This is a genomic window from Kitasatospora sp. NPDC051705 (assembly GCF_044453265.1).
Lineage (GTDB): Bacteria > Actinomycetota > Actinomycetes > Streptomycetales > Streptomycetaceae > Kitasatospora.
In genome coordinates, this window is the sequence record NZ_JBITCO010000003.1 from 346,509 (window position 1) to 370,092 (window position 23,584).

The 23,584-nt window shown below is 75.7% G+C and carries 23 protein-coding genes and 1 other RNA gene; 14 read left to right on the top strand and 10 right to left on the bottom strand.

Translation table 11 applies throughout. From position 1 onward, the window contains the following. Positions 1–145: 145 nt before the first annotated feature. Positions 146–2,137 carry an alpha/beta fold hydrolase gene (locus tag ACIA8Q_RS06490; RefSeq protein WP_360214548.1) on the bottom strand — a complete coding sequence of 664 codons (1,992 nt, stop codon included), beginning with the start codon at positions 2,135–2,137 and terminating at the stop codon, positions 146–148. 871 nt (positions 2,138–3,008) lie between these two features. On the opposite strand from ACIA8Q_RS06490, the gene ACIA8Q_RS06495 reads away from it, so the two are divergent. The 3 genes from ACIA8Q_RS06495 to ACIA8Q_RS06505 are packed head-to-tail and all read left to right on the top strand — an operon-like array spanning position 3,009 to position 5,753. Next, positions 3,009–3,845 carry a Nif3-like dinuclear metal center hexameric protein gene (locus ACIA8Q_RS06495; RefSeq protein WP_360214550.1) on the top strand — a complete coding sequence of 279 codons (837 nt, stop codon included), beginning with the start codon at positions 3,009–3,011 and terminating at the stop codon, positions 3,843–3,845. A gap of 23 nt (positions 3,846–3,868) precedes the next feature. After that, complete coding sequence (locus ACIA8Q_RS06500; protein WP_360214552.1) at positions 3,869–4,612, top strand: C4-type zinc ribbon domain-containing protein; 744 nt, start codon at positions 3,869–3,871, stop codon at positions 4,610–4,612. A 4-nt stretch (positions 4,613–4,616) separates the two neighbouring features. Continuing rightward, on the top strand, positions 4,617–5,753 hold the full coding sequence (locus tag ACIA8Q_RS06505) for a bifunctional RNase H/acid phosphatase (RefSeq protein ID WP_360214554.1): 1,137 nt from the start codon (positions 4,617–4,619) through the stop codon (positions 5,751–5,753). Between the two features lie 65 nt (positions 5,754–5,818). Here ACIA8Q_RS06505 and yaaA read toward each other — a convergent pair whose 3' ends face one another. After that, complete coding sequence (gene yaaA / locus ACIA8Q_RS06510; RefSeq protein ID WP_396316839.1) at positions 5,819–6,604, bottom strand: peroxide stress protein YaaA; 786 nt, start codon at positions 6,602–6,604, stop codon at positions 5,819–5,821. Between the two features lie 230 nt (positions 6,605–6,834). Here yaaA and ACIA8Q_RS06515 point away from each other — a divergent pair, with 230 nt between their 5' ends. The 5 genes from ACIA8Q_RS06515 to rnpB all read left to right on the top strand — a co-directional run bounded on the left by ACIA8Q_RS06515 (position 6,835) and on the right by rnpB (position 11,079). Beyond that, positions 6,835–7,245 carry a hypothetical protein gene (locus ACIA8Q_RS06515; protein ID WP_360214558.1) on the top strand — a complete coding sequence of 137 codons (411 nt, stop codon included), beginning with the start codon at positions 6,835–6,837 and terminating at the stop codon, positions 7,243–7,245. Beyond that, the gene (locus ACIA8Q_RS06520) at positions 7,242–7,613 is read left to right on the top strand and encodes a Fic family protein (protein ID WP_360214560.1); all 372 of its coding nucleotides are present in this window, start codon (positions 7,242–7,244) and stop codon (positions 7,611–7,613) included. Before ACIA8Q_RS06515 ends, ACIA8Q_RS06520 begins: the two co-directional genes overlap by 4 nt. Positions 7,614–7,679: 66 nt before the next feature. Then, positions 7,680–9,152, top strand: coding sequence for an RNB domain-containing ribonuclease (locus ACIA8Q_RS06525; RefSeq protein WP_360214562.1), 1,473 nt, complete (start codon positions 7,680–7,682; stop codon positions 9,150–9,152). A 27-nt stretch (positions 9,153–9,179) separates the two neighbouring features. Next, entirely contained in the window at positions 9,180–10,667 is a 1,488-nt protein-coding gene (locus ACIA8Q_RS06530) for an MFS transporter (protein WP_360214564.1), read from the top strand. 13 nt (positions 10,668–10,680) lie between these two features. After that, positions 10,681–11,079: RNase P RNA component class A (rnpB, locus tag ACIA8Q_RS06535), an RNA gene on the top strand. 108 nt (positions 11,080–11,187) lie between these two features. Here the strand turns inward: rnpB and ACIA8Q_RS06540 are convergent. Next, positions 11,188–11,445, bottom strand: a complete 258-nt coding sequence (locus ACIA8Q_RS06540; RefSeq protein ID WP_360214566.1) for a Prokaryotic metallothionein — start codon at positions 11,443–11,445, stop codon at positions 11,188–11,190. A gap of 101 nt (positions 11,446–11,546) precedes the next feature. After that, positions 11,547–11,945 carry an ACT domain-containing protein gene (locus ACIA8Q_RS06545; RefSeq protein ID WP_360214568.1) on the bottom strand — a complete coding sequence of 133 codons (399 nt, stop codon included), beginning with the start codon at positions 11,943–11,945 and terminating at the stop codon, positions 11,547–11,549. Positions 11,946–12,111: 166 nt separating this feature from the next. On the opposite strand from ACIA8Q_RS06545, the gene ACIA8Q_RS06550 reads away from it, so the two are divergent. Then, positions 12,112–12,771 (top strand): helix-turn-helix transcriptional regulator, encoded by a 660-nt coding sequence (locus tag ACIA8Q_RS06550; protein WP_360214570.1) that lies wholly within the window; start codon positions 12,112–12,114, stop codon positions 12,769–12,771. A 48-nt stretch (positions 12,772–12,819) separates the two neighbouring features. Here ACIA8Q_RS06550 and ACIA8Q_RS06555 read toward each other — a convergent pair whose 3' ends face one another. Together ACIA8Q_RS06555 and ACIA8Q_RS06560 are read right to left on the bottom strand one after the other, a co-directional pair. After that, entirely contained in the window at positions 12,820–13,017 is a 198-nt protein-coding gene (locus ACIA8Q_RS06555; RefSeq protein WP_360214572.1) for a hypothetical protein, read from the bottom strand. Positions 13,018–13,071: 54 nt separating this feature from the next. Then, on the bottom strand, positions 13,072–13,302 hold the full coding sequence (locus ACIA8Q_RS06560) for a hypothetical protein (RefSeq protein WP_360214574.1): 231 nt from the start codon (positions 13,300–13,302) through the stop codon (positions 13,072–13,074). A gap of 499 nt (positions 13,303–13,801) precedes the next feature. Here ACIA8Q_RS06560 and ACIA8Q_RS06565 point away from each other — a divergent pair, with 499 nt between their 5' ends. Then, positions 13,802–14,503, top strand: coding sequence for a bifunctional DNA primase/polymerase (locus tag ACIA8Q_RS06565; protein ID WP_360214576.1), 702 nt, complete (start codon positions 13,802–13,804; stop codon positions 14,501–14,503). A gap of 21 nt (positions 14,504–14,524) precedes the next feature. On the opposite strand, the gene map is transcribed toward ACIA8Q_RS06565, so the two are convergent. Next, complete coding sequence (gene map, locus ACIA8Q_RS06570) at positions 14,525–15,370, bottom strand: type I methionyl aminopeptidase (protein WP_360214578.1); 846 nt, start codon at positions 15,368–15,370, stop codon at positions 14,525–14,527. 104 nt (positions 15,371–15,474) lie between these two features. On the opposite strand from map, the gene ACIA8Q_RS06575 reads away from it, so the two are divergent. After that, a complete protein-coding gene (locus ACIA8Q_RS06575) occupies positions 15,475–15,711 on the top strand; it encodes a hypothetical protein (protein WP_360214580.1) in 237 nt (78 codons plus the stop codon). Positions 15,712–15,725: 14 nt separating this feature from the next. Here ACIA8Q_RS06575 and ACIA8Q_RS06580 read toward each other — a convergent pair whose 3' ends face one another. Continuing rightward, on the bottom strand, positions 15,726–17,144 hold the full coding sequence (locus ACIA8Q_RS06580; RefSeq protein ID WP_396316840.1) for an MFS transporter: 1,419 nt from the start codon (positions 17,142–17,144) through the stop codon (positions 15,726–15,728). A gap of 140 nt (positions 17,145–17,284) precedes the next feature. Continuing rightward, positions 17,285–17,890, bottom strand: coding sequence for a hypothetical protein (locus ACIA8Q_RS06585; RefSeq protein WP_360214584.1), 606 nt, complete (start codon positions 17,888–17,890; stop codon positions 17,285–17,287). Positions 17,891–17,937: 47 nt separating this feature from the next. On the opposite strand from ACIA8Q_RS06585, the gene npdG reads away from it, so the two are divergent. Beyond that, positions 17,938–18,630, top strand: coding sequence for an NADPH-dependent F420 reductase (npdG, locus tag ACIA8Q_RS06590; RefSeq protein ID WP_360214586.1), 693 nt, complete (start codon positions 17,938–17,940; stop codon positions 18,628–18,630). A gap of 112 nt (positions 18,631–18,742) precedes the next feature. Then, on the top strand, positions 18,743–18,934 hold the full coding sequence (locus tag ACIA8Q_RS06595) for a hypothetical protein (RefSeq protein ID WP_360214588.1): 192 nt from the start codon (positions 18,743–18,745) through the stop codon (positions 18,932–18,934). Between the two features lie 92 nt (positions 18,935–19,026). Here ACIA8Q_RS06595 and ACIA8Q_RS06600 read toward each other — a convergent pair whose 3' ends face one another. Then, entirely contained in the window at positions 19,027–19,842 is an 816-nt protein-coding gene (locus tag ACIA8Q_RS06600) for a site-2 protease family protein (protein ID WP_360214590.1), read from the bottom strand. A 274-nt stretch (positions 19,843–20,116) separates the two neighbouring features. Between ACIA8Q_RS06600 and ACIA8Q_RS06605 the strand changes: the two genes are divergently transcribed. After that, on the top strand, positions 20,117–23,491 hold the full coding sequence (locus ACIA8Q_RS06605) for an AfsR/SARP family transcriptional regulator (protein ID WP_396316841.1): 3,375 nt from the start codon (positions 20,117–20,119) through the stop codon (positions 23,489–23,491). Positions 23,492–23,584: the final 93 nt, after the last annotated feature.

The following is a 23,584-nucleotide window of genomic DNA, read 5'->3' on the forward strand; positions in this document are numbered from 1 at the left end:
GCGCGCGGCCCGGTCCCCGATCGGGCGCTCGGTACGCGCCACAGCCGGTGATCGCGGCCCGTGCCCCGGCCACCATAACGGCCGGAGCGGACGAGACCCTATCGAGATCACGATGCGCGCCCGGGGGCCGGGCGCGGCGGTGTCATCAGCCCGGTCGGCCGGTCCGCAGGAACCCGGCGAGCAGCTCGTGCAGGACGGCGGCGCCCTCCTCGGCGAGCACCTCGTGGCCGGAGCCGGCCGCCTCGACGTACCGGAAGTCCACTCCCTCGACCCGGCCGATCCGCAGCAACTCGTGCCGCAGCGAGCGGGATTGGCCGACCGGGACGACCTCGTCCCGATTGCCGTGCACGATCAGCAGCGGTGCGGTCAGCCGGTGCGCGAGCTGCAGGACGTCGCGCGGGCCGCGGGCGTCGGCGATCGTCTCGCCGCCGCCCAGCCGGGTGGTCAACGCCCCGACGGGCCCGGCGGCCTCGGCCAGCAGCCGGGCGCCGGACAGGAACGGGGCGACCACCGCGCAGCGCGACACCTGCTCCGCGGGTGCGTGCGCGGCCGCCAGCAGGGCGAGGAACGCGCCGTAGCTGACCCCGAACAGGGCCGGGGGCTCCAGGCCGAGCGCCGCACGCTGCCCGGCGATGCCGTCCAGCAGGTGCAGCACGTCGTCCAGGTCCGGTCCGCCCCAGGCGCCCCGGATGGCCATCGCGTGCGCCACCCCGTAACCGGTGGAGCCGCGCTGGTTGGGGGCGACGACGGCCAGCCCCTCGGCGGACATCCGCTGCAGCGCGGGATCGAACTCCAGCCGCCAGGCGTCGGCCGGGCCGCCGTGCAGCGCCAGCACCAGGTGCGGGCTGCTCAGCCAGGCGTCCCCGCCGTACACCACGGCCTCCAGGGGCCCTGCGGGGCCGGCGAGTTCGAGGCTCTGCGCGGGCTGCCAGCGGCCGCCGTCGCCGGGTGCGGTGCTGCCGTCCACCCGCCAGCCCGGCGGCGGGGTGCGGGTGGCCCGGGGGCCGTCGGGCTGCCACGGCAGCCCGGCCCCCCGCCAGGGGCCGGGGGGCCCGGAGCCCAGTGGTGCCAGTTGCAGCGGCAGCGGCGTCGGGCCGCCGGCGGCCGGGGCGGGGCCGTGCGCGAGCAGCGCGTCGACGTCCAGGGCGGCCAGCGCCGCGGGGTGGTCGGGCGAGGAGTAGGGGAGCCGCAGTGCCGCCTCGCCCCAGTGCCCGACCGAACCGAGCCGGCCGGGCGGGACGGGGAGCGGTTCGAGCCGGCCGGTGCCCGGCCGCCAGAGGGCGAGCGCCGAGCCGGCGCCGTGGTCGACCTGCACCGCGACCCGCAGGCCGTCGCCGTCCGGCCGCAGCGCCACCGGACGCAGGACGGTGCCCGCGACGTGCAGGCACGCCGGGAACCGCAGCGGCTCGCCGCCGCCCAGCACGCCCCAGCCGAGCCGGTCGGTGCCCGGTGCGTCGCTGCGCACCATCGCGAACCCGCTGTCCGGGTCGAACAGCACCAGCCGGTCGTTGCTGTGCCCGCCGATCTCCAGCAGCGGGGCGGTCGTGCCGCTGCGCAAGTCCAGCAGCACGCTGCGGACGAGCCCGGCGTCGACCCGGTCCAGCGCCAGCAGGTCACCGGTGCGGTCCAGCCAGGTGCCGCCGCCGTGCAGTCCGGGGATCTCGGCGACCCGTTCGGGCTCGCTGCCGTCCGTGCGCACCAGCCAGGCGGTGGTGGCCGGGCGGTTGTCCGTGCCGAGGGCCAGGGCGACGGGCGTGCCGGGGCCGGCGCCGGGGCCCGTCGGGAGTGCCAGCAGCCGCAGTCCGGGCATCCGGATGGTGGCCACCGGCTGCTCCGCGGCGGAGGTCCCGCCGTAGGAGAGGCGGACCAGGTCGTGGCGGTCCCCGTCGTGGCGGCAGATCAGCACCGAGCCGTCCGGCAGTGCGACCAGGTGGGAGCGCAGGTCCTCCGAGCGGTTGCCGGACAGCGGCAGGGCGAGCGGGGCGGCCGGGCCGCCGTCCGGGGGCAGCCGCCAGCTCTCCGCGTACCAGCCGCCGTCGGCGGCCGAGGCCAGGCAGGCAGCGTGTCCGCCGTCGGCGGCGAAGGCGAAGCCCAGCCGGCGCAGCGCCGGCGCGACGGTCCGGGTGGCCAGGTTCACGTCCCGATCACCCCGCTCGTCGTGCCGCGACACCGGTGGACCTCCGGCCGTGCCGGCTCCGGACGCGGGCCCGTCGCGGATCCGGTGGACCCGACGCAGACGGCCCGGCCGTGCACCGGAGGCCCTCGACGGCGACCTCCCGGTCGTCGTCGCCTCCCCGGCCTCCGGCGCCGGCCGGCGCCGCCCGCGTCGTCCCCGGCCACGGGGCCGCCGCATCCGGCCCGTGGCCCGCCGATTCCCCGCCCGCGGCCGTACGCAGCGATGTGTCCGCCTCCATGCGCCGCCACATCCCTTCGTCTGGGCCGCCGGCCCGGGTGCCCACTGCTCCGGCACCCGGGCCGACGCCCCGGCCTGATCGGTTCCTCGGAAGGAGCGGGAGCCCCGGGGGCCGGAGTCACCGGCCCCGCCGTGCCCCGCCCGGTGCCCGCTCCTGCCGGGCCCGCGCGGGGCGGAGCGCCGTCCGGACCGCCAAGTCGGGGCGCCTCCCGGGGCAACTCCCGTTCGCAGGACTGAAGTTACTTTCGAGGCGGGGGTGACTCAACGGAGCGCCGGTCACTTCACTCATAAGGGTGATCCGGGCTTCGTTTCGCCTTCGTGCGAGGGCCCCGGTGTGAGCAACGCGCGCCCGGCGTGCGGAGGCGCGGAGGCCGCGCCGGTCGCTCCCGGCCGCCCCCTCCGCCGGTTGACGCGCATCCGTACGCCGACGGCACCTCCGTCCGAACGCCGCCCCCCGCTCGGGCCCGACCCCCGCCCGACGGGGGCCCGCGCCCCGCCCGAACGGCACCCCGGACTCCTCCGGCTCCCGCGGCCCGGCCCGCCCCGCCCCACGGCCGGGGCCCGACCGCCCCCGCGCGCACGGTAGTCTCGACAGGTGCCGAAACTGTCCGACGTCATCACCGCGCTCGAAGAGGTCTACCCCCCGCAGTGGGCGGAGTCCTGGGACGCCGTCGGCCTGGTCTGCGGGGACCCTCAGGCCGAGGTCGGCCGCGTGCTGTTCGCCGTCGACCCCGTGCAGACGGTCGTGGACGAGGCCGTCGAATGGGGCGCCGACCTGGTCGTCACCCACCACCCCCTCTACCTGCGCGGCACCACCAGCGTCGCCGCGACCGGTTTCAAGGGCCGGGTGGTGCACACGCTGATCAGCAACGGCATCGCCCTGCACGTCGCGCACACCAACGCCGACCACGCCGACCCCGGTGTCTCGGACGCGCTGGCGGAGGCGGTCGGACTCCGGGTGACCGGCCCGCTGGTGCCGGACCCGACCGACCCGCTGGGCCGCCGCGGCTCCGGCCGGATCGGCCTGCTGGAGCCCCCGCTGACGCTGTCCGCCTTCGCCGCGCAGGTCGCCAGGGGCCTGCCCGCCACCGCCGCCGGGGTCCGCGTCTCCGGGGACCCGAACCGGCTGCTGAGCCGGGTCGCCGTGTGCGGCGGCTCGGGCGACGGATTCTTCGCCGAGGTGCGGGCGGCCGGGGTGGACGCCTACCTCACCGCCGACCTGCGCCACCACCCGGCGTCCGAGGCCGCCGAGGCGGCGCCGGTCGCGCTGGTCGACGCCGCGCACTGGGCCACCGAATGGCCCTGGCTGACCCTGGCCGAGCGGGCCCTGCTGGCCGCCGCGGACAAGCGCGGCTGGGCCGTGGAGACCAAGGTCTCCCACCGGGTCACCGACCCGTGGACCGCGCACGCCCCCATGTCCTTCACCGCCTGACCCGATTCACAGGAGCCCTCCGCTTGAACGCCGCGCCCGCCGACCAGATCCGCCTGCTCGACCTCCAGGCCATCGACTCGAAGCTCGACCAGCTGGCCCACCGGCGCCGGACCCTGCCCGAGCACGCCGAGATCGAGAAGGCCTCCGCCGACCACACCGCGCTCAAGGACCTGGTGGTCGCCGCCGAGGCCCAGCAGGGCGACACCACCCGTGAGCTGACCAAGGCGGAGGGGGACGTGGAGCAGGTCCGCGCCCGGTCCGCCCGCAACCAGCAGCGCCTCAACTCCGGCGCGATCACCTCGCCGAAGGACCTGGAGAACCTCCAGCACGAGATCGGCTCGCTGGCCAAGCGCCAGGGCGACCTGGAGGAGGTCGTGCTGGAGGTCATGGAGCGGCTGGAGAGCGCCCAGGGCCGGGTCGTCGAGCTGGGCGCCCGCCTGGAGCACTCCACCGTCGTCCTCACCGAGGCCGAGGCCCGCCGCGACGCCGCCTTCGCCGAGATCGACGGCGAGGCCGAGAAGGTCAAGCGGGACCGCGAGGCCGTCGCCGCCGTCATCCCCGCCGACCTGCTCAAGGTCTACGGCAAGCTGCGCGAGCAGCAGGGCGGCGTCGGCGCGGCCCGGCTGTACCAGCGCCGCTGCGAGGGCTGCCGCACCGAGTTCTCCATCACCGAGCTGAACGCCATCAAGGCCGAGCCGGCCGACAAGGTGGTCCGCTGCGAGAACTGCTCGCGGATCCTGGTCCGGACCGCCGACTCGGGCGTCTGAACCGGTGGCGGCACGCTTCATCGTCGAGGCTGACGGCGGGTCCCGGGGCAACCCGGGGCCGGCCGGCTACGGCGCGGTGGTCCGGGACGGCGACACCGGGCAGATCGTCGCGGAGGCCGCCGAGTTCATCGGCCACGCCACCAACAACGTGGCCGAGTACCGGGGCCTCATCGCCGGCCTCAAGGCGGCCCGGGACCTCGACCCGGACGCCTCGGTGGACGTCCGGATGGACTCCAAGCTGGTCGTCGAGCAGATGTCGGGCCGCTGGAAGATCAAGCACCCCGACATGCAGCCGCTGGCCGCCGAGGCGCGCACCGTCCTGCCGCGCGGCCGGGTGACGTACACCTGGATCCCGCGCGAGCGGAACAAGGACGCCGACCGGCTCGCCAACGAGGCGATGGACGCGGGCCGGGCCGGCCGCCAGTGGGAGCCCCGGCCGAAGGCCGCCGCCGTCGCCGCGGAACCGCCGCTGGAGACCGCCGCCCCCAGGGCCGGCTGGGCGGCCGAGGCCGACCTCGGTACCCCGACCACCTTCGTCCTGCTGCGCCACGGCGAGACGGCGCTGACCCCGCAGAAGCGGTTCTCCGGCAGCGGCGGCACCGACCCGGAGCTCTCCGACCGGGGCCGCTGGCAGGCCGAACGGGCCGCCGCGGCGCTCGCCGCGCGCGGCAGCGTCCAGGCCGTGGTGGCCTCCCCGATGCGCCGCACCCGGCAGACCGCGGAGATCGTCGCGGCCCGGCTCGGCCTGGAGGTCCGGTACGAGGACGGGCTGCGCGAGGTCGACTTCGGCGACTGGGAGGGCCTGACCTTCGCCGAGGTCCAGGAGCGCTACCCGGACGACCTGGCGGCCTGGCTCGGTTCGGCCAAGGCCAAGCCGACCGGCAGCAGCGAGAGCTTCACCACGCTCACCCACCGGGCCGGCGTCGCCCGGGACAAGATCATCGCGCGGAACCCGGGCCGGACGGTGCTGGTGGTCTCCCACGTCAGCCCGATCAAGACGCTGGTCCGCCTGGCCCTCGGCGCCCCGCCGGATTCGATGTACCGGATGGAGCTGTCCGCCGCCGCGCTGTGCTCCGTCCAGTACTACGCGGACGGCAACGCCTCGCTGCGGCTGCTCAACGACACCTCGCACCTGCGCTGAGCGTCCGCGCCGCCGGGGCCGGGGCCGGTGCCCCGCCCCGGAGGCGCGCCGCGGGGCCGCCGCGCTCAGTGCACCTCGGTGACCACTACGTCCAGCTGCCAGGGCTTGCGCGCCGTCCCCTCGGCCGCCACCTCCACCCGGTGGCCGAGGCCCAGCAGCGCGTCCGTCAGTTCACCGGGCGTCTTCGGCTCGGCCCCCGCGACCAGCAGGTCCCGCACCAGACGGCCCTTGGTCGCCTTGTTGAAGTGGCTGACGACCGTGCGCCTGCCGTTGCGCTCCTGCAGCACCCGGACGGTCGCCGTGCGGGACACCACCTCACCAGCCGGCTTCCACGCCGCCGCGTACGCCGAACTGCGCAGGTCCAGCACCAACCCGTCGGCCACCTCGGGCAGCACGTCGGCCATCGCGCCCCGCCAGTACGCTCCGAGCGCCCCCAGCGGCGGCAGTTTCACGCCCATCGAGCAGCGGTAGGGCGGGATCCGGTCGGAGATCCGCACGGCGCCCCAGAGACCGGAGAAGACCAGCAGCGAACGCTCCGCGCGGTCGTACGCGGCGGCGTCCAGCGTGGCCAGGCCCAGGTTGTCGAACAGCACGCCGGTGTACACCTCGCCGGCTGGCCGCGCCCCCGCCGTCGGCAGCCCGGCGTTGCGGGCGACCTCCCCGCGCAGGCCCGGGCTGAGCCCCAGCACCCCGGCGGCGGTGTCCTCGTCGCCCCGGCAGAGGCCGACCAGCGCGTCCAGCACCGCGCCGCGCGCGGCCGTCAGCCCGGGCAGCGACAGCCGGTCGAGTGCCACCGGCACGCCGTCCCCGGACGCGGCCTTGCCCTCCGAGGGCGGCAACAGCACCAGCACAGCGGACTCCTCAACACTTTGTGGCAGACGGACCCCGCCACCCTACCGCCGGGCCGCCGGACCCCGGCGGGGGCGACCGTCGCCGGGACGGCCGCCCGGCTGCCCCCGCCCGTACCTCCCGCGCGCGTACCTCCCGCACCTTCCGCGCCCGGTCCGTGCCCGCGCCCCTGAAATCCGGTGGGCCCGGCCGGCGTCCGCCACTACCGTGAGCAACGAGGAGCGTGAACGAGATGACCCTGCGACCCCTGGACCCGGTGCCCGGCGACGACGACGCCGCGGCGGAGGCCCTGTCCGTGCCCGTGCCCGCCGGCCTGCCGGCGGAGACCCGGCAGGCCCTGGAGTTCGCGGTGCGCGCGGCCGCCGAGGCCGTGATGGCCGGGAGGGTCCGGGTGACGGAGGCGCCGGCCGGTTCGGACACCGCCGAGCTGGCCTTCGACGTCCGCCGCTCCGCCGTCCCGGACGTCCTCACCGAGCACCCGAGGCCGCCGTCCCGGCCGGCGGCGCAGCCGTCCCCGGAGTCCCCGGATCCGTCGGAGCCCCCGGAACGTGCCGGGCCGGGCCGGGCCGAGCGCCGTGCGGCCCTGGTGGCCCGGATCCGTGCGGCCAACGCGGAGACGCTGGAGAGGCTCAAGGACCTGTGACCGAGTACCTGGACCTCGACGACGTCACCTACCTCGCCGGCGGTCCGGGGAACGTCCGCGACCTCGGCGGCCTGCTCTCGGCGATCGCCCGCCCGCAGGCGAGCCTGTTCGGCGGCGACGCCTACCCGGACCTCTGGTCCAAGGCGGCCGCCCTCGGCCAGAGCCTGGCCCGCAACCACCCGCTGGTCGACCGGAACAAGCGCACCGCCTTCGAGGCGATGCTGCTGTTCCTCGACTACAACGCCGAGCCGTACACCGACCCGCACCCGGACGACGCCGTGGCCTTCATGCTGCGGCTGGCCACCGGGGGCTACGACGACGCGGTCTCGCTGGCCGCCAAGGACCTCAAGTCCCTGCTGGGGCGGTGAGTTCGCGGCACGCCGCCGGGCGGCCGCCTCCGTCCGGAATCACCCGATTCGCCCTACGCTGCCTGCATGCCTCGCCGAAAACTGCGCGTCAAGGCCGCCGACTCCGCCCGGATCAACGCCGAACTGGCCGAGCTCCGCGCCAGCCTGGAGGTCCACACCGAGTGGCCCGAACCGGTGCTGGCCGAGGCGGAGGAGGCCGCCGAACGCCCCCGGCTCCCCGAGTACGACGCCACCGACCTGCCCCTGTTCACCGTCGACCCGCCCGGCTCCCGCGACCTCGACCAGGCCATGCACCTGACCCACCGCCCCGGCGGCGGGTACCGGGTGTACTACGCCATCGCCGACGTCGCCGCCTTCGTCCGCCCGGGCGGCGCGATCGACGCCGAGGCCCGCCGCCGCGTCGAGACCCTCTACTTCCCGGACCACCGCGTCCCGCTGCACCCCGCCCGGATCTCCGAGGACGCCGCCAGCCTGCTGCCCGGCGAGCCCCGGCCCGCGCTGCTCTGGCAGCTGGACCTCGACGCCGACGGCGCCGTGCTGCTCGCCGACCTGCGCCGCGCCCTGGTCCGCTCGCACCGGCGCCTGGACTACGCCGCCGTCGAGCGCGCGGTGGAACTGGGCGGCGCCGACGAGCAGCTCGCCCTGCTGGCCGCCGTCGGCCGGCTGCGCGAGGAGCAGGAGCGCGCGCGGGGCGGCGTCAGCCTGCCGGTGCCCGAGCAGGAGGTGGAGGAGACCCTGCACGGGTACGTGCTCGGCTACCGCGCCGCCGGCCCCGCCGACGGCTGGAACGCGCAGATCTCGCTGCTCACCGGCATGGCCGCGGCCGAACTGATGCTGGACGCGGGCGTCGGCCTGCTGCGCACCCTGCCGGCCGCCCCCGCCGCCGCGTACGAGCGGTTGCGCCGGATCGCCGCCGCACTGGACGTGGACTGGCCGCAGGGGCTCCCGTACCCGGAGCTGGTCCGCTCGCTGGACCCGGACACCCCGCTGGACGCCGCCTTCCTCAACGCGTGCACCGGCCTGCTGCGGGGCGCCGGCTACCGGGCCTTCGACGAAGCCCGCGGCGTGCCCGCCCCGGCGGATCCGGCCCACGCCGCGCTCGCCGCCCCGTACGCGCACTGCACGGCGCCGCTGCGCCGGCTCGGCGACCGCTTCGCGCAGGAGGTGTGCGCCGCCGTGGCGGCCGGGGAGGAGGTGCCGGACTGGGCGCGCGAGGCGCTGACCGAGGTGCCGGGCCTGATGGCGACCGGGGACCGCCGGGCGGCCGAGGTCGAACGGGCCTGCGTGGACCTGGTCGAGGCGGAGCTGCTCACGGGCCGGGAGGGCGAGGACTTCACCGCGGTGGTGGTCGACGTGGACGGGAAGCGGCCCGGCTCCGGCACGGTGCAGCTGCGCGAGCCCGCCGTCCGGGCCCGCTGCGACGGCCCGGCCGAGGCGGGCGCCGCCGCGCCCGGCGCCCTGCCGCTCGGCGGCCTGGTCCGGGTCCGGCTGACCCGGGCCGACCCGGCCACCCGGACGGTCCGCTTCGCCGCCGTCTGAGCGCCGCGGGGATGGGAGGATCGGTGCGTGCCCGAAGCCGACCCCTCCAGCGCCCCGGAGCGCCGCCGCCGTCTGCTCGTCCTCGCGATCTGCTGCCTGAGCCTGTTCATCGTCGGTCTGGACAACACCGTGGTGAACGTCGCGCTCCCGGCGATCCAGCGGGACCTCGACGCCCCGGCGTCCGGGCTCCAGTGGATCATCGACGCCTACACCCTGGTCCTCGCCTCCCTGCTGATGCTGTTCGGCTCGGTGGCCGACCGCTTCGGCCGCCGCCGGGTGTTCACGACCGGGCTGGCGTGCTTCGCGCTCGGCTCGCTGCTGTGCAGCCTGGCGGCGGACCTCGAGTGGCTGGTGGCGTTCCGCGCCCTGCAGGCGGTCGGCGGTTCGATGCTGAACCCGGTGGCCATGTCGATCATCACCAACACCTTCACCGACCCGCGGGAGCGGGCCCGGGCGATCGGCGTCTGGGGCGGGGTGGTCGGCCTCTCGATGGCGCTGGGCCCGCTGCTCGGGGGTTTCCTGGTCGACGCGGCCGGCTGGCCGTCGATCTTCCTGATCAACGTCCCGGTCGCCCTGGTCGCGATCGCCCTGACCGTCCGCTTCGTCCCGGAGTCCCGCTCGCCCCGGCCGCGCAGGCTCGACCCGGTCGGACAGCTGCTGATGGTCGTCCTGCTCGGCTGCGGGACCGCCGCCATCATCGAGGGCCCGGGCCACGGCTGGACGTCCCCGCTGATCCTCGCCCTGGCGGCGGCCGCGCTGGCCGCGCTGGTCGCCTTCCCGCTCTGGGAGCGGCGGGTGGCCGAGCCGCTGGTGGACCCGCGGTTCTTCGCCGGTGCGCCGTTCACCGGGGCCACCGTCACCGCGGTCTGCGCCTTCTCGGCGCTCGGCGGCTTCCTCTTCCTCAACACCCTCTACCTGCAGGGCGTCCGGCACTACGGCCCGATCGAGGCCGGCCTGTGGACGCTGCCGATGGCCGGGATGATGCTGGTCTGCGCGCCGCTGTCCGGGCGGGTCGTCGCGGCCCGGGGGCCGCGCGGGCCGCTGGTCGCGGCCGGGCTGGGCCTGGCCGCGAGCGGACTGCTGCTGACCCGGCTGGCCGCGGACTCCCCGCCGGCGCTGCTGCTGGTCGCGTACGCGCTGTTCGGCTTCGGCTTCGGCACGGTCAACGCGCCGATCACCAACGCGGCCGTCTCGGGCATGCCGCGTGCCCAGGCAGGGGTGGCCGCGGCGGTCGCCTCGACCAGCCGGCAGGTCGGCCAGTCGCTGGGGGTGGCGGTGATCGGCACGGTGGTGACGGCGGCCGTGGTCGGCCCGGTGGCGACGGGCTTCGCCCCGGCGACCCACGCCGGCTGGTGGATCCTGGTCGGCCTGGGCTGCGCGATCTCCCTCCTCGGCCTGGTCACCACGACCGCGTGGGCCACCGGGACGGCCGCCCGGGTGGCCGCCCGCCTCGGCGGCGATCCGCCGGTGGACCGGTCCGGTGTGCGGGAGGCGCCGCCCGAGCGGCTACGATGACCACTACGGCGGAAGAGCCGGCCGGGCGGTCGCGACGGGTCCCAGGACCCGCCGAGGAACGTCCGGGCTCCACAGAGCAGGGTGGTGGGTAACGCCCACCCGGGGTGACCCGCGGGACAGTGCCACAGAAAACAGACCGCCCACCGCTTCGGCGGAGGGTAAGGGTGAAACGGTGGTGTAAGAGACCACCAGCGACCGGGGTGACCCGGCCGGCTCGGTAAACCCCACCTGGAGCAAGGTCAAGATCGGTGCCCTCGGGCACCGTGCGCGAGTGTTCGAGGGCTGCTCGCCCGAGCTCGCGGGTAGACCGCACGAGGCTGTCGGCAACGGCAGTCCTAGATGGATGGCCGCCTCCCCGGGCCGCGCGAGCAACCCGGGAGACAGAACCCGGCGTACAAGGCCGACTCTTCCGCCCCTGACTTCACGAGGGCCCTCCGACCTGCGGAAACGACAGGTGGGAGGGCCCTCGGTGGTGTTCCGGCGCCCCGCCGTGGAGTTCCGGATGCGGGCCCCGGCGGGGTCAGGACGGGTGGACTCCGACGGCGTCGCGGATCTGCTCGCCCAGGCCGCCGTTGACCCGGGCGCAGTTGGCGCAGCAGAAGAACATGCCCGCGACCTCCACGCCGTGGCCCACGATGCGGACGTCGCACTGTTCGCAGCGCGGCGCGAGCTTCTCCATCGCGCACTCGAAGCTGTCGAAGGTGTAGGTGTCGCCGGTGACCGTCCTGATCTCGAAGGCGAGCCAGTAGTCGTTGCCGCAGGTGACGCAGATGGCCATGGCGGCCGTCTCCTTCCGGTCGGGGCCGGCCGGCCGGGGTGGCCGGGCGGCCTGCTCCCAGTGTCTGGGGGCCGCCCGGGGGCGGCCACCCGGCGGCTGCGTCAGGTGGACCGGGCGGCCAGCTCCTCGAGGGCCCGGACGGCGCGCTCGGCGTCGTCGGCGCCGACGAACAGGTGGTCGTGGTGGAAGCCGGCCACCACGTTGCAGCTGATGCCCTCCTCGGCGAGCCGCCCGGAGACGGCCGCGGTCAGACCGACGGCCTCCAGGGCGGAGTGGATCCGGAGGGTGATCCAGGCCGCCACGTACGAGTAGCGCAGGCCGAGTGCGTCGGCCTCCTCCTGGGTCACCACCACCGTCACCCCCTCCGGTTCGGCGACGGTCACCACCGGCCGCATTCCGGCGGGCACCTTCGCGGGGAGCGTGCAGTACACGTACCGCCCCGGGTTGAGCAGCGGGCGCATTCCGCGCAGCAGGGTCGCAAGGTCTCGTTCTCCGGCCATGCGCGCCACCGTAGCGGCTGGGTCGCGGACGGGCGCCGCGTCCGGCGGCCGTGTCGGAATCCGTTGACGAGCGACAGTCACCGATATATCGTCGAGCTATCGAGACAGTAACTCGACTGGCTCGGTCGACAAGGAGGTGGGCGCCATGCGCTCAGGAAACCCGGGAATGCGATTCAGGGGAGAGGGCCCGCGCGGTGCTCGGCGCCGGTTCGGGCCGGGCCCCGGGCCGGAGGGCTTCGAGGGCTTCGGCGGCCGGGAGGCCTTCGGCGGCTTCGGCCCGCCGTTCGGCGGTGGCGGCCCCGGTCGCCCGATGGGCGGCCCGTTCGGCCACGGCTTCGGCGGGCACGGCGGCCGGCGCGGCGGTCCGCACGGTCGGCGCGGCGGCCGGGCCCGGCGCGGGGACGTCCGCGCCTCGCTGCTGGCCCTGCTCAAGGAACGGCCGATGCACGGCTACGAGATGATCGCCGAGATCGTCGAGCGGACCGGCGGGGCCTGGCGGCCCAGCCCCGGCTCGATCTACCCCAACCTCCAGCTGCTGGAGGAGGAGGGCCTGATCACGGCCGAGGAGGTCGGCGGCAAGCGGCTGGTCTCGCTCACCGAGGCGGGCCGGGCCGTGGCCGAGGCGGGGCCCGCCGAGCCGTGGGCGGAGGCCGGCCGGGAGGTCGACTGGGAGGCCGTCCAGGAGGTCGGCCAGGCGCTGGCCGCCGTCGACCAGGCGATCCGTCAGGTCATGACGACGGGCACCGAGGCGCAGCGCACCAAGGGCCTGGCGGTGCTCACCGAGGCCCGCAAGAAGCTGTACCTGATCCTCGCCGAGGACGACTGACCGGTGCGGGGTGCCGACCGGTACCGGGGCGACGGGCGGTGCGGCCGCTCAGGAGCGGACCGCGAACAGGGCCACGCAGGCGAGCAGCAGCACCGCCCAGCCGAACCAGAGCCAGCCGTTCGGGCCGATCACCACGGTGTAGAGGCTCACCACCACCAGCAGGGCCCCGGTGACGCCGGCGACCTGCCGGTTGTGGTGCGCGACCGCCTGGGAGCGGGACCTGGGGTGCCGTACCGTTCTCGCCATGCCGTCCTCCCGGGGAGGCTGCGAGGGCGGCCCGGGACGCGCGGGGCGCGGCCGTCAGCCGGACGCGCGGGCGGTGGCCGCCTCGTCGAACTCGTAGCGCCAGTGCCAGCTGATGCCCCGCACCTGCTTGGACCGGACGTAGACCAGTGTGCGCGCCGGGGTGTCCCCGTGCGCGGGGACCGGCACCGTGTACTTCTTCGGCACGCCGAACATCGGCCCCAGCGGGACGGGGAGGATCCGGCCGTCCAGGGGGCCGCCGACGAATGCGGTGTCCGTGCTCTTCACCCCACCAGGGTCTCACCTCCGCACGGGTGACCGGAGCGCCGGCCGGAGCAGTCGGCCGGCGGGGCCGTGCGGACGGGCCGCACGGCTGGTCCGGGCCGTGCCGGGAGGACGTGGCAGGGGGGTCCGGCGCAGGCCGTGTGTCGGCCGGGTGCCGGGAGTGTGACCGGAGAGGCACCGCCCCCGGTCATCCGGATGCCCCGCGCACCCTTATCCTTCCTGTTACGCCCTCGGGGTTCACCCGGGTCAGCGGGCCCCGTACGGGCCGGGCGAGGCGCGAATCCGCGTGCGTTCCGGCCGAGATGGCGCGGACAGCGTGCTGCCGCGACTTCGTACCGTGACCCGGGCGTCGGCCTCCGGTGACCCCGGATCCGGTCGGCAGGGCGCGGACAGCAGGGCCGAGCACCGTCCCGGGAAGCAGCGGGGGGCGCTGTGCGTTGCGTCGGAGTGGTACGTCGAACGCTGTGTCGCACCAGGCACGGCAGTGCGCGGAAGGGGCCCGATGGAAGCCGGCGGCAGGTGGACGACCTGGTGGCAGAAGCGTGATCGTCAGCGGGCCCGGTCGGGCGACGTGGACGGCCCCGCGGCCAGACTGGATCAGCTGCTCGGCGCGGTCCGCGCCGGATTCCCGCTCGCGCCCGCCGCCCATCCGGCCGGGTACCGGTGTTCCTGTGACCGGGTGGCCTGTCCGGCCCCCGCCCAGCACCCGGTGTCCTTCGCCTGGCAGACGCAGGCGACCACCGACCCCGAACAGCTCGCCCGCTGGCTCTCCCGCGACCCCCAGGCCAACTTCGTCACCGCCACCGGCCGCGCCCACGACGTGCTGGACGTCCCGGCGGAGGCCGGCCGGCTCGCCCTGGAGCGGCTGACCGAGCTGGGCGTCGAGGGCCCGGTCGCCGCCGTCGGCGAGGACCGGTACCTCTTCTTCACCGCCACCCGCGGTACCCCGCAGGACGAGGACGAGTGGTGGCCGAGCGCGCTCGACTCCACGCCGGACACCATGTCCGAGCACCCCGGCCTGCGCTGGCACTGCCGCGGCTCGTACACCCTGCTGCCGCCGGCCGCCCTGCCGGACGGCTCCCGGGTGCGCTGGCTGCGCGGTCCCGAGCAGCCGCTGCCGGACCCGCTGCGCGTCCTGGACGTGCTGACCGACGCCTGCACCGAGGTGGGCGCCGTCGCCGAGGAGCAGTGGCTCATCGGCTGACGGCGGCGCGCCGCGCGGGGGTCACGGCAGGGTGAGGACCTCCGCGCCGTCCGCGGTGACCACCAGGGTGTGCTCGAACTGGGCGGTGCGCTTGCGGTCCTTGGTGACGACCGTCCAGCCGTCCGCCCAGATCTCGTAGTCGTAGGTGCCGAGGGTCAGCATCGGCTCGATGGTGAAGGTCATCCCGGGCTTGATCACCTCGGTGGCCCGCTCGCTGTCGTAGTGCGGGATGATCAGGCCGGAGTGGAACGACGTGTTGATGCCGTGCCCGGTGAAGTCCCGCACCACGCCGTAGTCGAAGCGCTTGGCGTAGGACTCGATGACGCGCCCGATGACGTTGATCTGGCGCCCCGGCTTGACCGCCTTGATCGCCCGGTCGAGGGACTCCCTGGTCCGCTCGACGAGCAGGCGGGACTCCTCGTCCACGTCGCCGACCAGGTAGGTGGCGTTGAGGTCGCCGTGCACCCCGTGGATGTAGGCGGTGGCGTCGATGTTGACGATGTCGCCGTCCTGCAGCACGGTCGAGTCCGGGATGCCGTGGCAGATCACCTCGTTGATCGAGGTGCAGACGGACTTGGGGAAGCCGCGGTAGCCGAGGTCGGACGGGTAGGCGCCGTGGTCGCACATGTACTCGTGGGCGACGGCGTCCAGCGCGTCGGTGGTGACGCCGGGGGCGATCAGCGCGGCGGCCTCCGCCATCGCCTGCGCGGCGATCCGGCCCGCGATCCGCATCTTCTCGATCGTCTCGGCGGTCTGCACCTCGGGCCCGGTGTACGGCGCCGGGGCGGGCCGGCCGACGTACTCGGGGCGCGCGATGTGCGACGGGACCTTGCGGGTGGGGGACTGGATGCCGGGTACGAGTGCCATGGCCGCGAGTCTATCGGCCGGCCCCGGACCGATCGGGTGGTGTGCGCGGCGGCCCGGGCCGGGGAATGATCAGTACGACCCCAACACGTCGACGGGAGGGCACCATGCCCCTGGGATTCCACCGCAAGCCGACCGGCAAGCCCGGCGAGTGGTTCTACTGCATCAAGCACGGCAAGGTCGAGGAGGGGCCGGAGTGCCCCGCCAAGGACCGCCTCGGGCCGTACGGCAGCCCGGAGGAGGCCGCGCACGCCCTGCAGACCGCGGACGAGCGCAACCGCGAGTGGCAAAACGACCCGCGCTGGACGGACCGGACGGACCAGCCCGAGGACCGGGCCGAGTAGGTCCTGTCCGGCCGTCAGTTCGCCGCCGGCGCCCGCCCGGCGCGCTCGCCGTCCGTCCGTGCGGACCCGGTGGGTTCGGGCTCGGCCTGCTCGCGTTCGGCCTGCTCGCGTTCGGCCTGTTCGCGTTCGGCCGCCTCGTGCCGGGCGCGGACGGCGGCGGCGTGCGGATCGGTCCGGTCGTCGTACGCGAGCAGGCGGGGCAGCGCGGCCGCGACCGCCAGGACGGCGGCGACGCAGGCGAGGCCGCCGGTCCAGACGGCCGCGCGGACGCCGATCAGCCCGGCCATGGTGCCCGCCCGGACCTGGCCCAGCTGCGGGCCGACGGAGTAGCTGAGCAGCTCGACCCCGGCCATCCGGCCGCGGACCTCGTCCGGGATGGACTGGTTCCACATCGTCGAGCGGGCGATCCCGCTGATCTGGTCGGCGCCGCCGGCCAGCGCCAGCCCGAACAGCACCGGCCAGACGCCGTCGGACAGGCCCGCGAGCGTCATCGCCGCGCCCCAGCCGACGGCGGCGACCAGCAGCAGCCGGCCGTGCCGGTGGATCCGGGACGTCCAGCCGCTCGTCGCCCCGACCAGCAGGGCACCGGCCGCGGAGGCCGCGTACATCGGGCCGAGCGCCCAGTCCGCGCCCAACTCGGCGGCCAGGAAGGGGAAGACGGCCACCGGGAAGGCGAACAGCATCGCGCAGAGGTCGATCGCGTAGGTCCCGAGCAGGTCCTTGCGGCTCCAGGCGTACCGCACACCGGTGAGCACCGCGGCCACCGAGGGCCGTTCGGCGCCGGTGGCCGGCGGCACCGCCCGGATCCGGGCGAGCAGCAGCAGCGAGACGACGAAGGTCAGCACGTCCAGGGCGTACGCGGTCTGCACCCCGGAGAAGGCCACCACCACGCCGGCCAGCGTCGGGCCGGCCACCGAAGCGGCGTTGTGGTAGAGCGACTTGAGGGCGAACGCGGCGGCCAGGTGCTGGTGCGGGACGATCCGCGGGGTGAGCGAGTCCAGCGCCGGGCGCTGCAGCCCGTCGCAGGCCGCGACGAGTGCGGCGACGACGTAGACCGGCCAGAGCAGCGGCGACGGCAGCAGCGCGTTGAGCAGCAGCAGCCCGGCCAGCAGCCCGAGGGCCGCCTCGGAGCGCAGCACCAGCTTCCGGCGGTCCAGGGCGTCGGCGAGGGCGCCGCCCCAGAGGCCGAAGACGATCAGGGGCACGAGCTCGAAGGCGCCGACCAGGCCGACCGCGAACGAGGAGCCGGTCAGTTGCTTGATCTGCATCGGCACGGCCACGTACGTCAGGAAGCTGCCGAAGCTGGTGACGCAGCCGGAGAGCCAGAGGAAGCGGAAGTCGCGGGAGGCGTGCCAGGGCGCGAGGTCGGGTCGGAGGGCACGCAGCAGCGACCGCACCCGGCCGGGGGGATGCGGTGGTTCGTCGTCGTTCACGAACCACCATCCTGCGGCGGGCGTTCCCGCCGCCGCAAAGGGTTTTCCGGCCGGCGCCGCCCGCGGCCCCGCCTGCCCGCCCGCGGCTCCGCTGCCCGCCCGCGGCTCCGCCCGTCCGGCCGTGGCTGACGGCGCCGGCGCTACCAGCGGCTGATCGCCGGCGGCGCGGTCAGCCGCCGGGCCAGCCCGGCGAGCCGCTCCAGCGCCGGCCGGCGGGCCGGGGGGTGCCCGGCGGCCGCGCTCACCAGGTGCTGGGCGAGGTCGAAGGGCTCCTCGGCGGCGGTGCCGACGGCCAGCCGCTCGTGCGCCAGCCCGCCGAGGTCGCCCGGCGAGGTCGGGGCGGCGCCGTCCAGCGCCAGCACCGTCGCGCCGTGCCGCCGGGCGTCCTGAACCCGTTCCAGCAGCGGCGCGCCGGCCGCGTCCGGGGCCACCACCAGGACGGTGGCGCCGCGCCGGGCCGCGGCGAGCCGGTCCAGGTCGTGCGCGAGGTGGGCCGCGGCGCCGGCGGGCGGGCGGTGCCGCAGCAGGGTGGGCGCCAGTCGGGGAACGGCCGACCAGGCGGCCTCGTCCGCGAGGTGCGCGGCCAGGTGCCAGGGCTCGTACGCCTCCGTGCCGACCAGCAGCAGCTCGCCGGCCCCGCGCCGGGACACCGCGCGCCGCAGCGATCCGGCGAAGCCGCCGACCGCCTCCAGCCAGCCGGTGCCCGCCAGGTGCTGCCGGAGTGCCGAAACTCTCACCGCGTCCATGCGGCCCAGAATGTCGCGCCCGGCCGGGCATTTGGCAGGATCGGCCCATGACTTCCCTCGATTCAGCGACAAACCCGGCCCACGAACTGCCGGACGTCTCGCACCTGGTGGTCGGTGTCCTGGGCGGCACCGGCGACCAGGGGCGCGGACTCGCCCTCCGACTGGCCAGGGCCGGCCAGCAGGTGATCATCGGCTCGCGCGACGCGGCCCGCGCCGAGGCCTCCGCCGCCGAGCTGGGCGTCGGCGTGCGCGGCGCCGACAACGCCACCGCCGCCCGGGAGAGCGACGTGGTGATCGTCGCGGTGCCGTGGGACGGGCACGCCGCGACCCTGACCGCGCTGCGCGAGGAGCTGGTCGGCAAGATCGTCGTCGACTGCGTCAACCCGCTCGGCTTCGACAAGCAGGGCGCCTACGCGCTGAAGCCGGAGGAGGGCAGCGCCGCCCAGCAGGCCGCCGCCCTGCTGCCGGACTCCCGGGTCACCGCGGCCTTCCACCACCTCTCCGCGGTGCTGCTGCAGGACGAGTCGGTGGAGCGGATCGACACCGACGTCATGGTGCTCGGCGAGGAGCGGGCCGCCACCGACGTCGTGCAGGCGCTGGCCGGCCGGATCCCCGGCATGCGGGGCGTCTTCGCGGGCCGGCTGCGCAACGCCCACCAGGTGGAGGCGCTGGTGGCCAACCTGATCTCGGTCAACCGCCGCTACAAGGCCCACGCGGGCCTGCGGGTGACCGACGTCTGAGCCCGACGGGCGTGTCGGCCTCACCCCCGGACCCGGTCCGGAGGTGAGGTCGGCGACAATGGGCTCCGGCCACGACCCGGCCGTCCGTAGCCGCCCCTAGGAGCCTCCCGCCATGCCCCGCACGTCCCTCTTCGCCCTGATCGTCGTCGTCCTCGCGCTGGCGGCCGCCGTGGTCTCGCTGACCCAGGGCTTCTGGCTGGGCCTGATCTGGCTCCCGATGGCCGGCGTGGCGAGCAACGTGCTCTGGCTGAACCGCCGCCGCGCGCGCATCGCCGAGGCCGTCGAGGCCGCCGAGCAGGCGTAGGGGCGGATCCGCCGGACGGAGCGGGGCCCGCCCGGCGGGATCCACCGGACGGGCCCCGGCCCGCGTCCGCCCCGGCCCGAGGCCGGGAGCCGTCAGTTCTTCCAGAAGCTGAACAGGTACCGGCCCAGCGTCGCGTAGTCCTGGTCCACGCCGAACAGGTTCATCAGGTCGTGGATGACGCCGAAGAAGAAGGAGTTCACCTCGGGCTGCCAGAGCAGCGCGAACACGGCCAGCAGGCCGTACGGCGCGAACGGCTCGACCGCGCGCCGGGTCTTCAGCGACAGCCAGGGCTCGACGATCCCGTAGCCGTCCAGGCCGGGCACCGGCAGCAGGTTCAGCAGGGCGGCGCTGAGCTGCAGCAGGCCGAGGAACCCGAGCGCCCCGGCGAACGGCGACACGGTGAGCTCGTAGCCGTTCCAGACCGCGTGCACCTTCGGGTCGTCCAGCCAGCCGGCGCCGATCGGGATCAGCAGCAGGGCGGCGCACACCACGTTCACCAGCGGTCCGGCCGCCGAGATCAGGCTGTGCTTGAGCCGGCCCTGGATGCGGTGCCGCTCGATCCACACCGAGCCGCCGGGCAGGCCGATGCCGCCGAGGATCACGAAGACGATCGGCAGCACGAAGCTGAGCAGCACGTTGGTGTACTTCAGCGGGTTGAGGGTCAGGTAGCCCTTGGCGCCGACGGTGATGTCGCCGCCGTGCAGCGCGGTGCGCGCGTGCGCGTACTCGTGCAGGCAGAGCGAGACCATCCAGCCCGCCACCACGAACAGGAACACCCCGAACGAGGCGTTGCCGTAGCCGGCGTACACCGCCCAGCCGGACGTGCCGAGGACGGCGAGGAGCACCCAGAACACCGGGCTGATCCGGCGGTCCTCGCTGCGTGAGCGCTGCGTGGCGGCGAAGGTCATGGCGTGGGTGCTCCGGGGGTCCGAGGGGTGGCCGGGCCGGCTGTCCGGGCCGGGCGTGCGGGCTGGTGTCCGGGTGACCGGACCGGGGACCGATCATGCCCGGCGCTCCGGTGGACGGACAAGCCGCCCAGGGTGAACGTCCGGGACCCCGTCCCGGGTTCCGCCCCCGGTGGCGGGGCCGGAGCGGGCCGGCGGACGGCCGACGGGCGGCGGACGGGACGGCCGACAGGACAATTGTGCGGCCCCGGAGGCGCCCATCGACCAGAATGGTCCGGTGCACTACGGCATCCTCGGAACGACCACGGCCCACCACGACGACGGCACGCCGGTGCCGCTCGGCGGCGCCCGGCTGCGGGCGCTGCTCACCGCACTGGCCCTGCGGCAGGGCCGCCCGGTGCCGGCCGACCTGCTGGTGGACGAGGTGTGGGAGGCCGAGCCGCCGCAGGACTCCTCCGCCGCACTGCAGACCCTGGTCGGCCGGCTGCGCCGCACCATCGGCCGGGACGAGGTCGGCTCCGGCCCGGCCGGGTACTGGCTGACCGGCCCGGCCACCGACCTCGCCGAGTTCCAGCGGCTCGGCGCCGAGGGCCGCCGGGCCCTCGACACCGGCGACCACGCGCTCGCCGCCGACCGGCTGCGGGCCGCCCTGGCGCTGTGGCGCGGGCCCGCGCTGGCCGACCTGCCGGACCGCGGCGGCCCGGCCGCCCGGCTGGAGGCCCAGCGCGACGAGGCCCGCCGGCACCGGATCACCGCGGACCTCGGGCTGGGCCGGGCCGCCGACCTCGTCGCCGAACTCGCCGAGCTGTGCGAACGGCAGCCGCTGGACGAGCCGTTGCAGCAGCTGATGATCCGGGCGCTGCACGAGAGCGGTCGGACGGCGGAGGCCCTGCGCCACTACGAGCGGACCAGGCGGGCCCTCGCCGAGGAGCTCGGGGTCGACCCGGGGCGCCGGCTCCAGTCCCTGTACGCCGAGCTGCTGGCACCGGCGGAGCCCGTACCGGAGCCGTCCGCGCAGGCCGCCGCGCCGGAGCCGATACCGGCGCCCGCAGCGGGCCCGCCCGCCGCGCCCGTACCGTTCCCGCGCGGGAACCTGCGCGGACGGCTGACCAGCTTCGTCGGCCGGGAGGCCGACCTCGCGGCGCTGCGGGCGGCCCTGACGGACAGTCGGCTGGTCACCCTGACCGGCCCCGGCGGCTCCGGCAAGACCAGGCTCTCGATCGAGGCCGGCCGCGCCGAGCAGTCCGCCGGCCTGTGGCCGGACGGCGTCTGGGTGGCCGAACTCGCCCCGCTGGAGAGCCCGGACGCGGTGCCCGCCGCGGTGGTCTCCGCGCTCGGCCTGCGCGAGATCGTCCTGCACAGCTCCAACATGGTCGCCGAGGTGATGGAGAAGCGCGCCGAGGACCCGGTGCGCCGCCTGGTCGAGCACTGCGGCCACCGCCGGATGCTGCTCGTCCTGGACAACTGCGAGCACCTGATCCAGGCCGCCGCCGACCTCGCCGACGTCCTCCTCGCCGAATGCCCCGGGCTGACGGTGCTCGCTACCAGCCGCGAGCCGCTCGGCGTCCCCGGCGAGAGCGTGCTGCCCGTCGAGCCGCTGCCCGACCCGGTGGCGCTGCGGCTGCTCGCCGAGCGCGCCGCCGCCGCCCGACCGGGCTTCGACCCGGGCGGGGACCCGGAGGCCTGCGCCGAGATCTGCCGCCGCCTGGACGGCCTGCCGCTCGCCATCGAACTGGCCGCCGCCCGGCTTCGGGTGATGACGGCCCGTCAGATCGCCGACCGCCTGGACGGCCGGTTCGCCCTGCTGACCGCGGGCAGCCGCACCCTGCTGCCGCGCCAGCAGACCCTGCGCGCGGTGGTCGACTGGAGCTGGGACCTGCTGGGCAAGCGCGAACGGGCGGTGCTGCGCAGGCTCTCGGTGTTCGCCGGGGGCTGGCAGCTGGAGGACGCCGAGGCGATCTGCGCCGACGGCACCGGGGTCGCCCGCGAGGAGGTCGCCGACCTGCTGCTGTCGCTGGTCGACAAGTCCCTGCTGGTGGCCGACCTGGACGACGGCGCCCTGCCGCGCTACCGGATGCTGGAGACCATCCACGAGTACGCGACGGAGCGGCTGGCCGAGTCGGGCGAGGAGCGGAGCGCGACGGAGGCCCGGCACCTGGCGCACTTCCGCGCGGTGGTCGCCGCCGCCGACCTGGACATCCACGGCCCCCGCCAGCTGCACCTGCTGTCGACGCTGGAGCGCGAGCAGGACAACATCCGGGCCGCGCTGCGCCGCGCGATCGACCTGGCGGACGAGGAGCAGGCGCTGGTCCTCGCCCTCGGGATGAGCTGGTACTGGTCGCTGCGCGGCTACAGCATGGAGGCCCGCGGCTGGTACACCGCGGTCGCCGGGCTGGGCCCGGACCCGTTCGCCCCGGGCACCCCGCCACCGGTGCCGCTGGAGCGCGGCGTCCTGGCCCAGGGCGTGCCGATGCCCGACGGGGTCGTCGAGGAGGCCCGGCGACTGCTGGCGATGCACCGGCTGATCGGGCTGTTCGAGGGCAACCTGGAGGTGCTGGGGGACGCGGACGCCCTCGCCGTCGCCGAGCACCTGCTCGCGGTCTACACCCCGGACCTGCCGCAGTCCTACCGCTTCCCGGCGCTGATGCGGGTGTTCGGTGCCTTCCTGGCCGGCCACCTGGAGAAGATGAAGGACCTGCTGGACGACGCGGTGCGCGGCTGCGAGGAGCACGGCGAGCCGAGCGACCTGGCCTTCATCCTGCAGGTGCGGGCCAAGATGATGAACGACTGGCCGGGCGGGGCCGAGCAGGGGATCCTGGACGGCGAGCGCTCGCTGGCGCTGTACCAGCAGGCCGGCGACCTCTGGGGGACCTCCCAGGCGCTGGCGGCCCGCGGGGAGTCGCTGGCCAACGGCGGCGACGCCGAGGGCGCGGTCGCCGCCTACGGGCGGGCGATCGCGCTGGCCGAGGAGCTGGGGGCGCCGCAGGAAGTGCCGATCCTGCAGGTGAACATGGGCGCCGCCCTGTTGGAACGGGACATGGCCGAGGGCGAGCGGATCATCCGGGAGACCCTCGCGGGGATCGACTCGCCGGCCGTGGACCAGGCCACCACCGGCGCGCTGCTGTTCGGGCGGCTGACGCTCTGCGGCATCCACGCCTACCGCGGCGAGTACCGGCAGGCCCTGGCCGAGCTGGACCAGCTGACCGTGTCCAGCGTCGGCGGCTTCGCCCCCGGGATCGTGGCCGGGCTGCTGACCACCTCCCGGGGCTGGATCACCGCCCGGGGCGGCGATCCCGAGGAGGGGCTCGCCCTGCTCCGCGAAGGGCGGCGGCTGCTCCGTTCGATGGAGGTCGCGAGCGGCTTCGCCGAGCAGATGACGGTCATGGTGGTCCCGGCGGCGGTCGGGGTGCTGCGGGCCTTCGCCGTCCGCGACGGCGACCTGTCGAAGGCCCGGCAGGCCGCCGCGCTGCACGGGGCGCACGGCGGGCTGAACGGCCCGAAGGGCGGTTTCCTGGAGCGCGCCGAGCGCGAGCGGGCGGAGGCCGAGCTGCGGCGGCTGCTGGGGGACGACGGGTTCGACGCGGCCCGCGCCGCCGGGGAGGGCCTGACCACGCGGCAGACCCGGGACCTGCTGGAGGAGCTGATCGGCTAGGGCGTGTCTTTCGGATCACGTCGGATCAGCGGGCGTCGTTGGGGTGCGTGCATCGGCGGCGCCGAGGAGGGAGTCCATGCGGTGGGGGCACCT

Coding starts and splice junctions, on each gene's coding strand:
- ACIA8Q_RS06515 (WP_360214558.1), top strand. CDS start 6,835: ATGACCCTGCGACCCCTGGACCCGGTGCCCGGCGACGACGACGCCGCG.
- ACIA8Q_RS06525 (WP_360214562.1), top strand. CDS start 7,680: ATGCCTCGCCGAAAACTGCGCGTCAAGGCCGCCGACTCCGCCCGGATC.
- ACIA8Q_RS06540 (WP_360214566.1), bottom strand. CDS start 11,445: ATGGCCATCTGCGTCACCTGCGGCAACGACTACTGGCTCGCCTTCGAG.
- ACIA8Q_RS06545 (WP_360214568.1), bottom strand. CDS start 11,945: ATGGCCGGAGAACGAGACCTTGCGACCCTGCTGCGCGGAATGCGCCCG.
- ACIA8Q_RS06550 (WP_360214570.1), top strand. CDS start 12,112: ATGCGATTCAGGGGAGAGGGCCCGCGCGGTGCTCGGCGCCGGTTCGGG.
- ACIA8Q_RS06555 (WP_360214572.1), bottom strand. CDS start 13,017: ATGGCGAGAACGGTACGGCACCCCAGGTCCCGCTCCCAGGCGGTCGCG.
- ACIA8Q_RS06565 (WP_360214576.1), top strand. CDS start 13,802: ATGGAAGCCGGCGGCAGGTGGACGACCTGGTGGCAGAAGCGTGATCGT.
- map (WP_360214578.1), bottom strand. CDS start 15,370: ATGGCACTCGTACCCGGCATCCAGTCCCCCACCCGCAAGGTCCCGTCG.
- ACIA8Q_RS06575 (WP_360214580.1), top strand. CDS start 15,475: ATGCCCCTGGGATTCCACCGCAAGCCGACCGGCAAGCCCGGCGAGTGG.
- ACIA8Q_RS06585 (WP_360214584.1), bottom strand. CDS start 17,890: ATGGACGCGGTGAGAGTTTCGGCACTCCGGCAGCACCTGGCGGGCACC.
- npdG (WP_360214586.1), top strand. CDS start 17,938: ATGACTTCCCTCGATTCAGCGACAAACCCGGCCCACGAACTGCCGGAC.
- ACIA8Q_RS06595 (WP_360214588.1), top strand. CDS start 18,743: ATGCCCCGCACGTCCCTCTTCGCCCTGATCGTCGTCGTCCTCGCGCTG.
- ACIA8Q_RS06600 (WP_360214590.1), bottom strand. CDS start 19,842: ATGACCTTCGCCGCCACGCAGCGCTCACGCAGCGAGGACCGCCGGATC.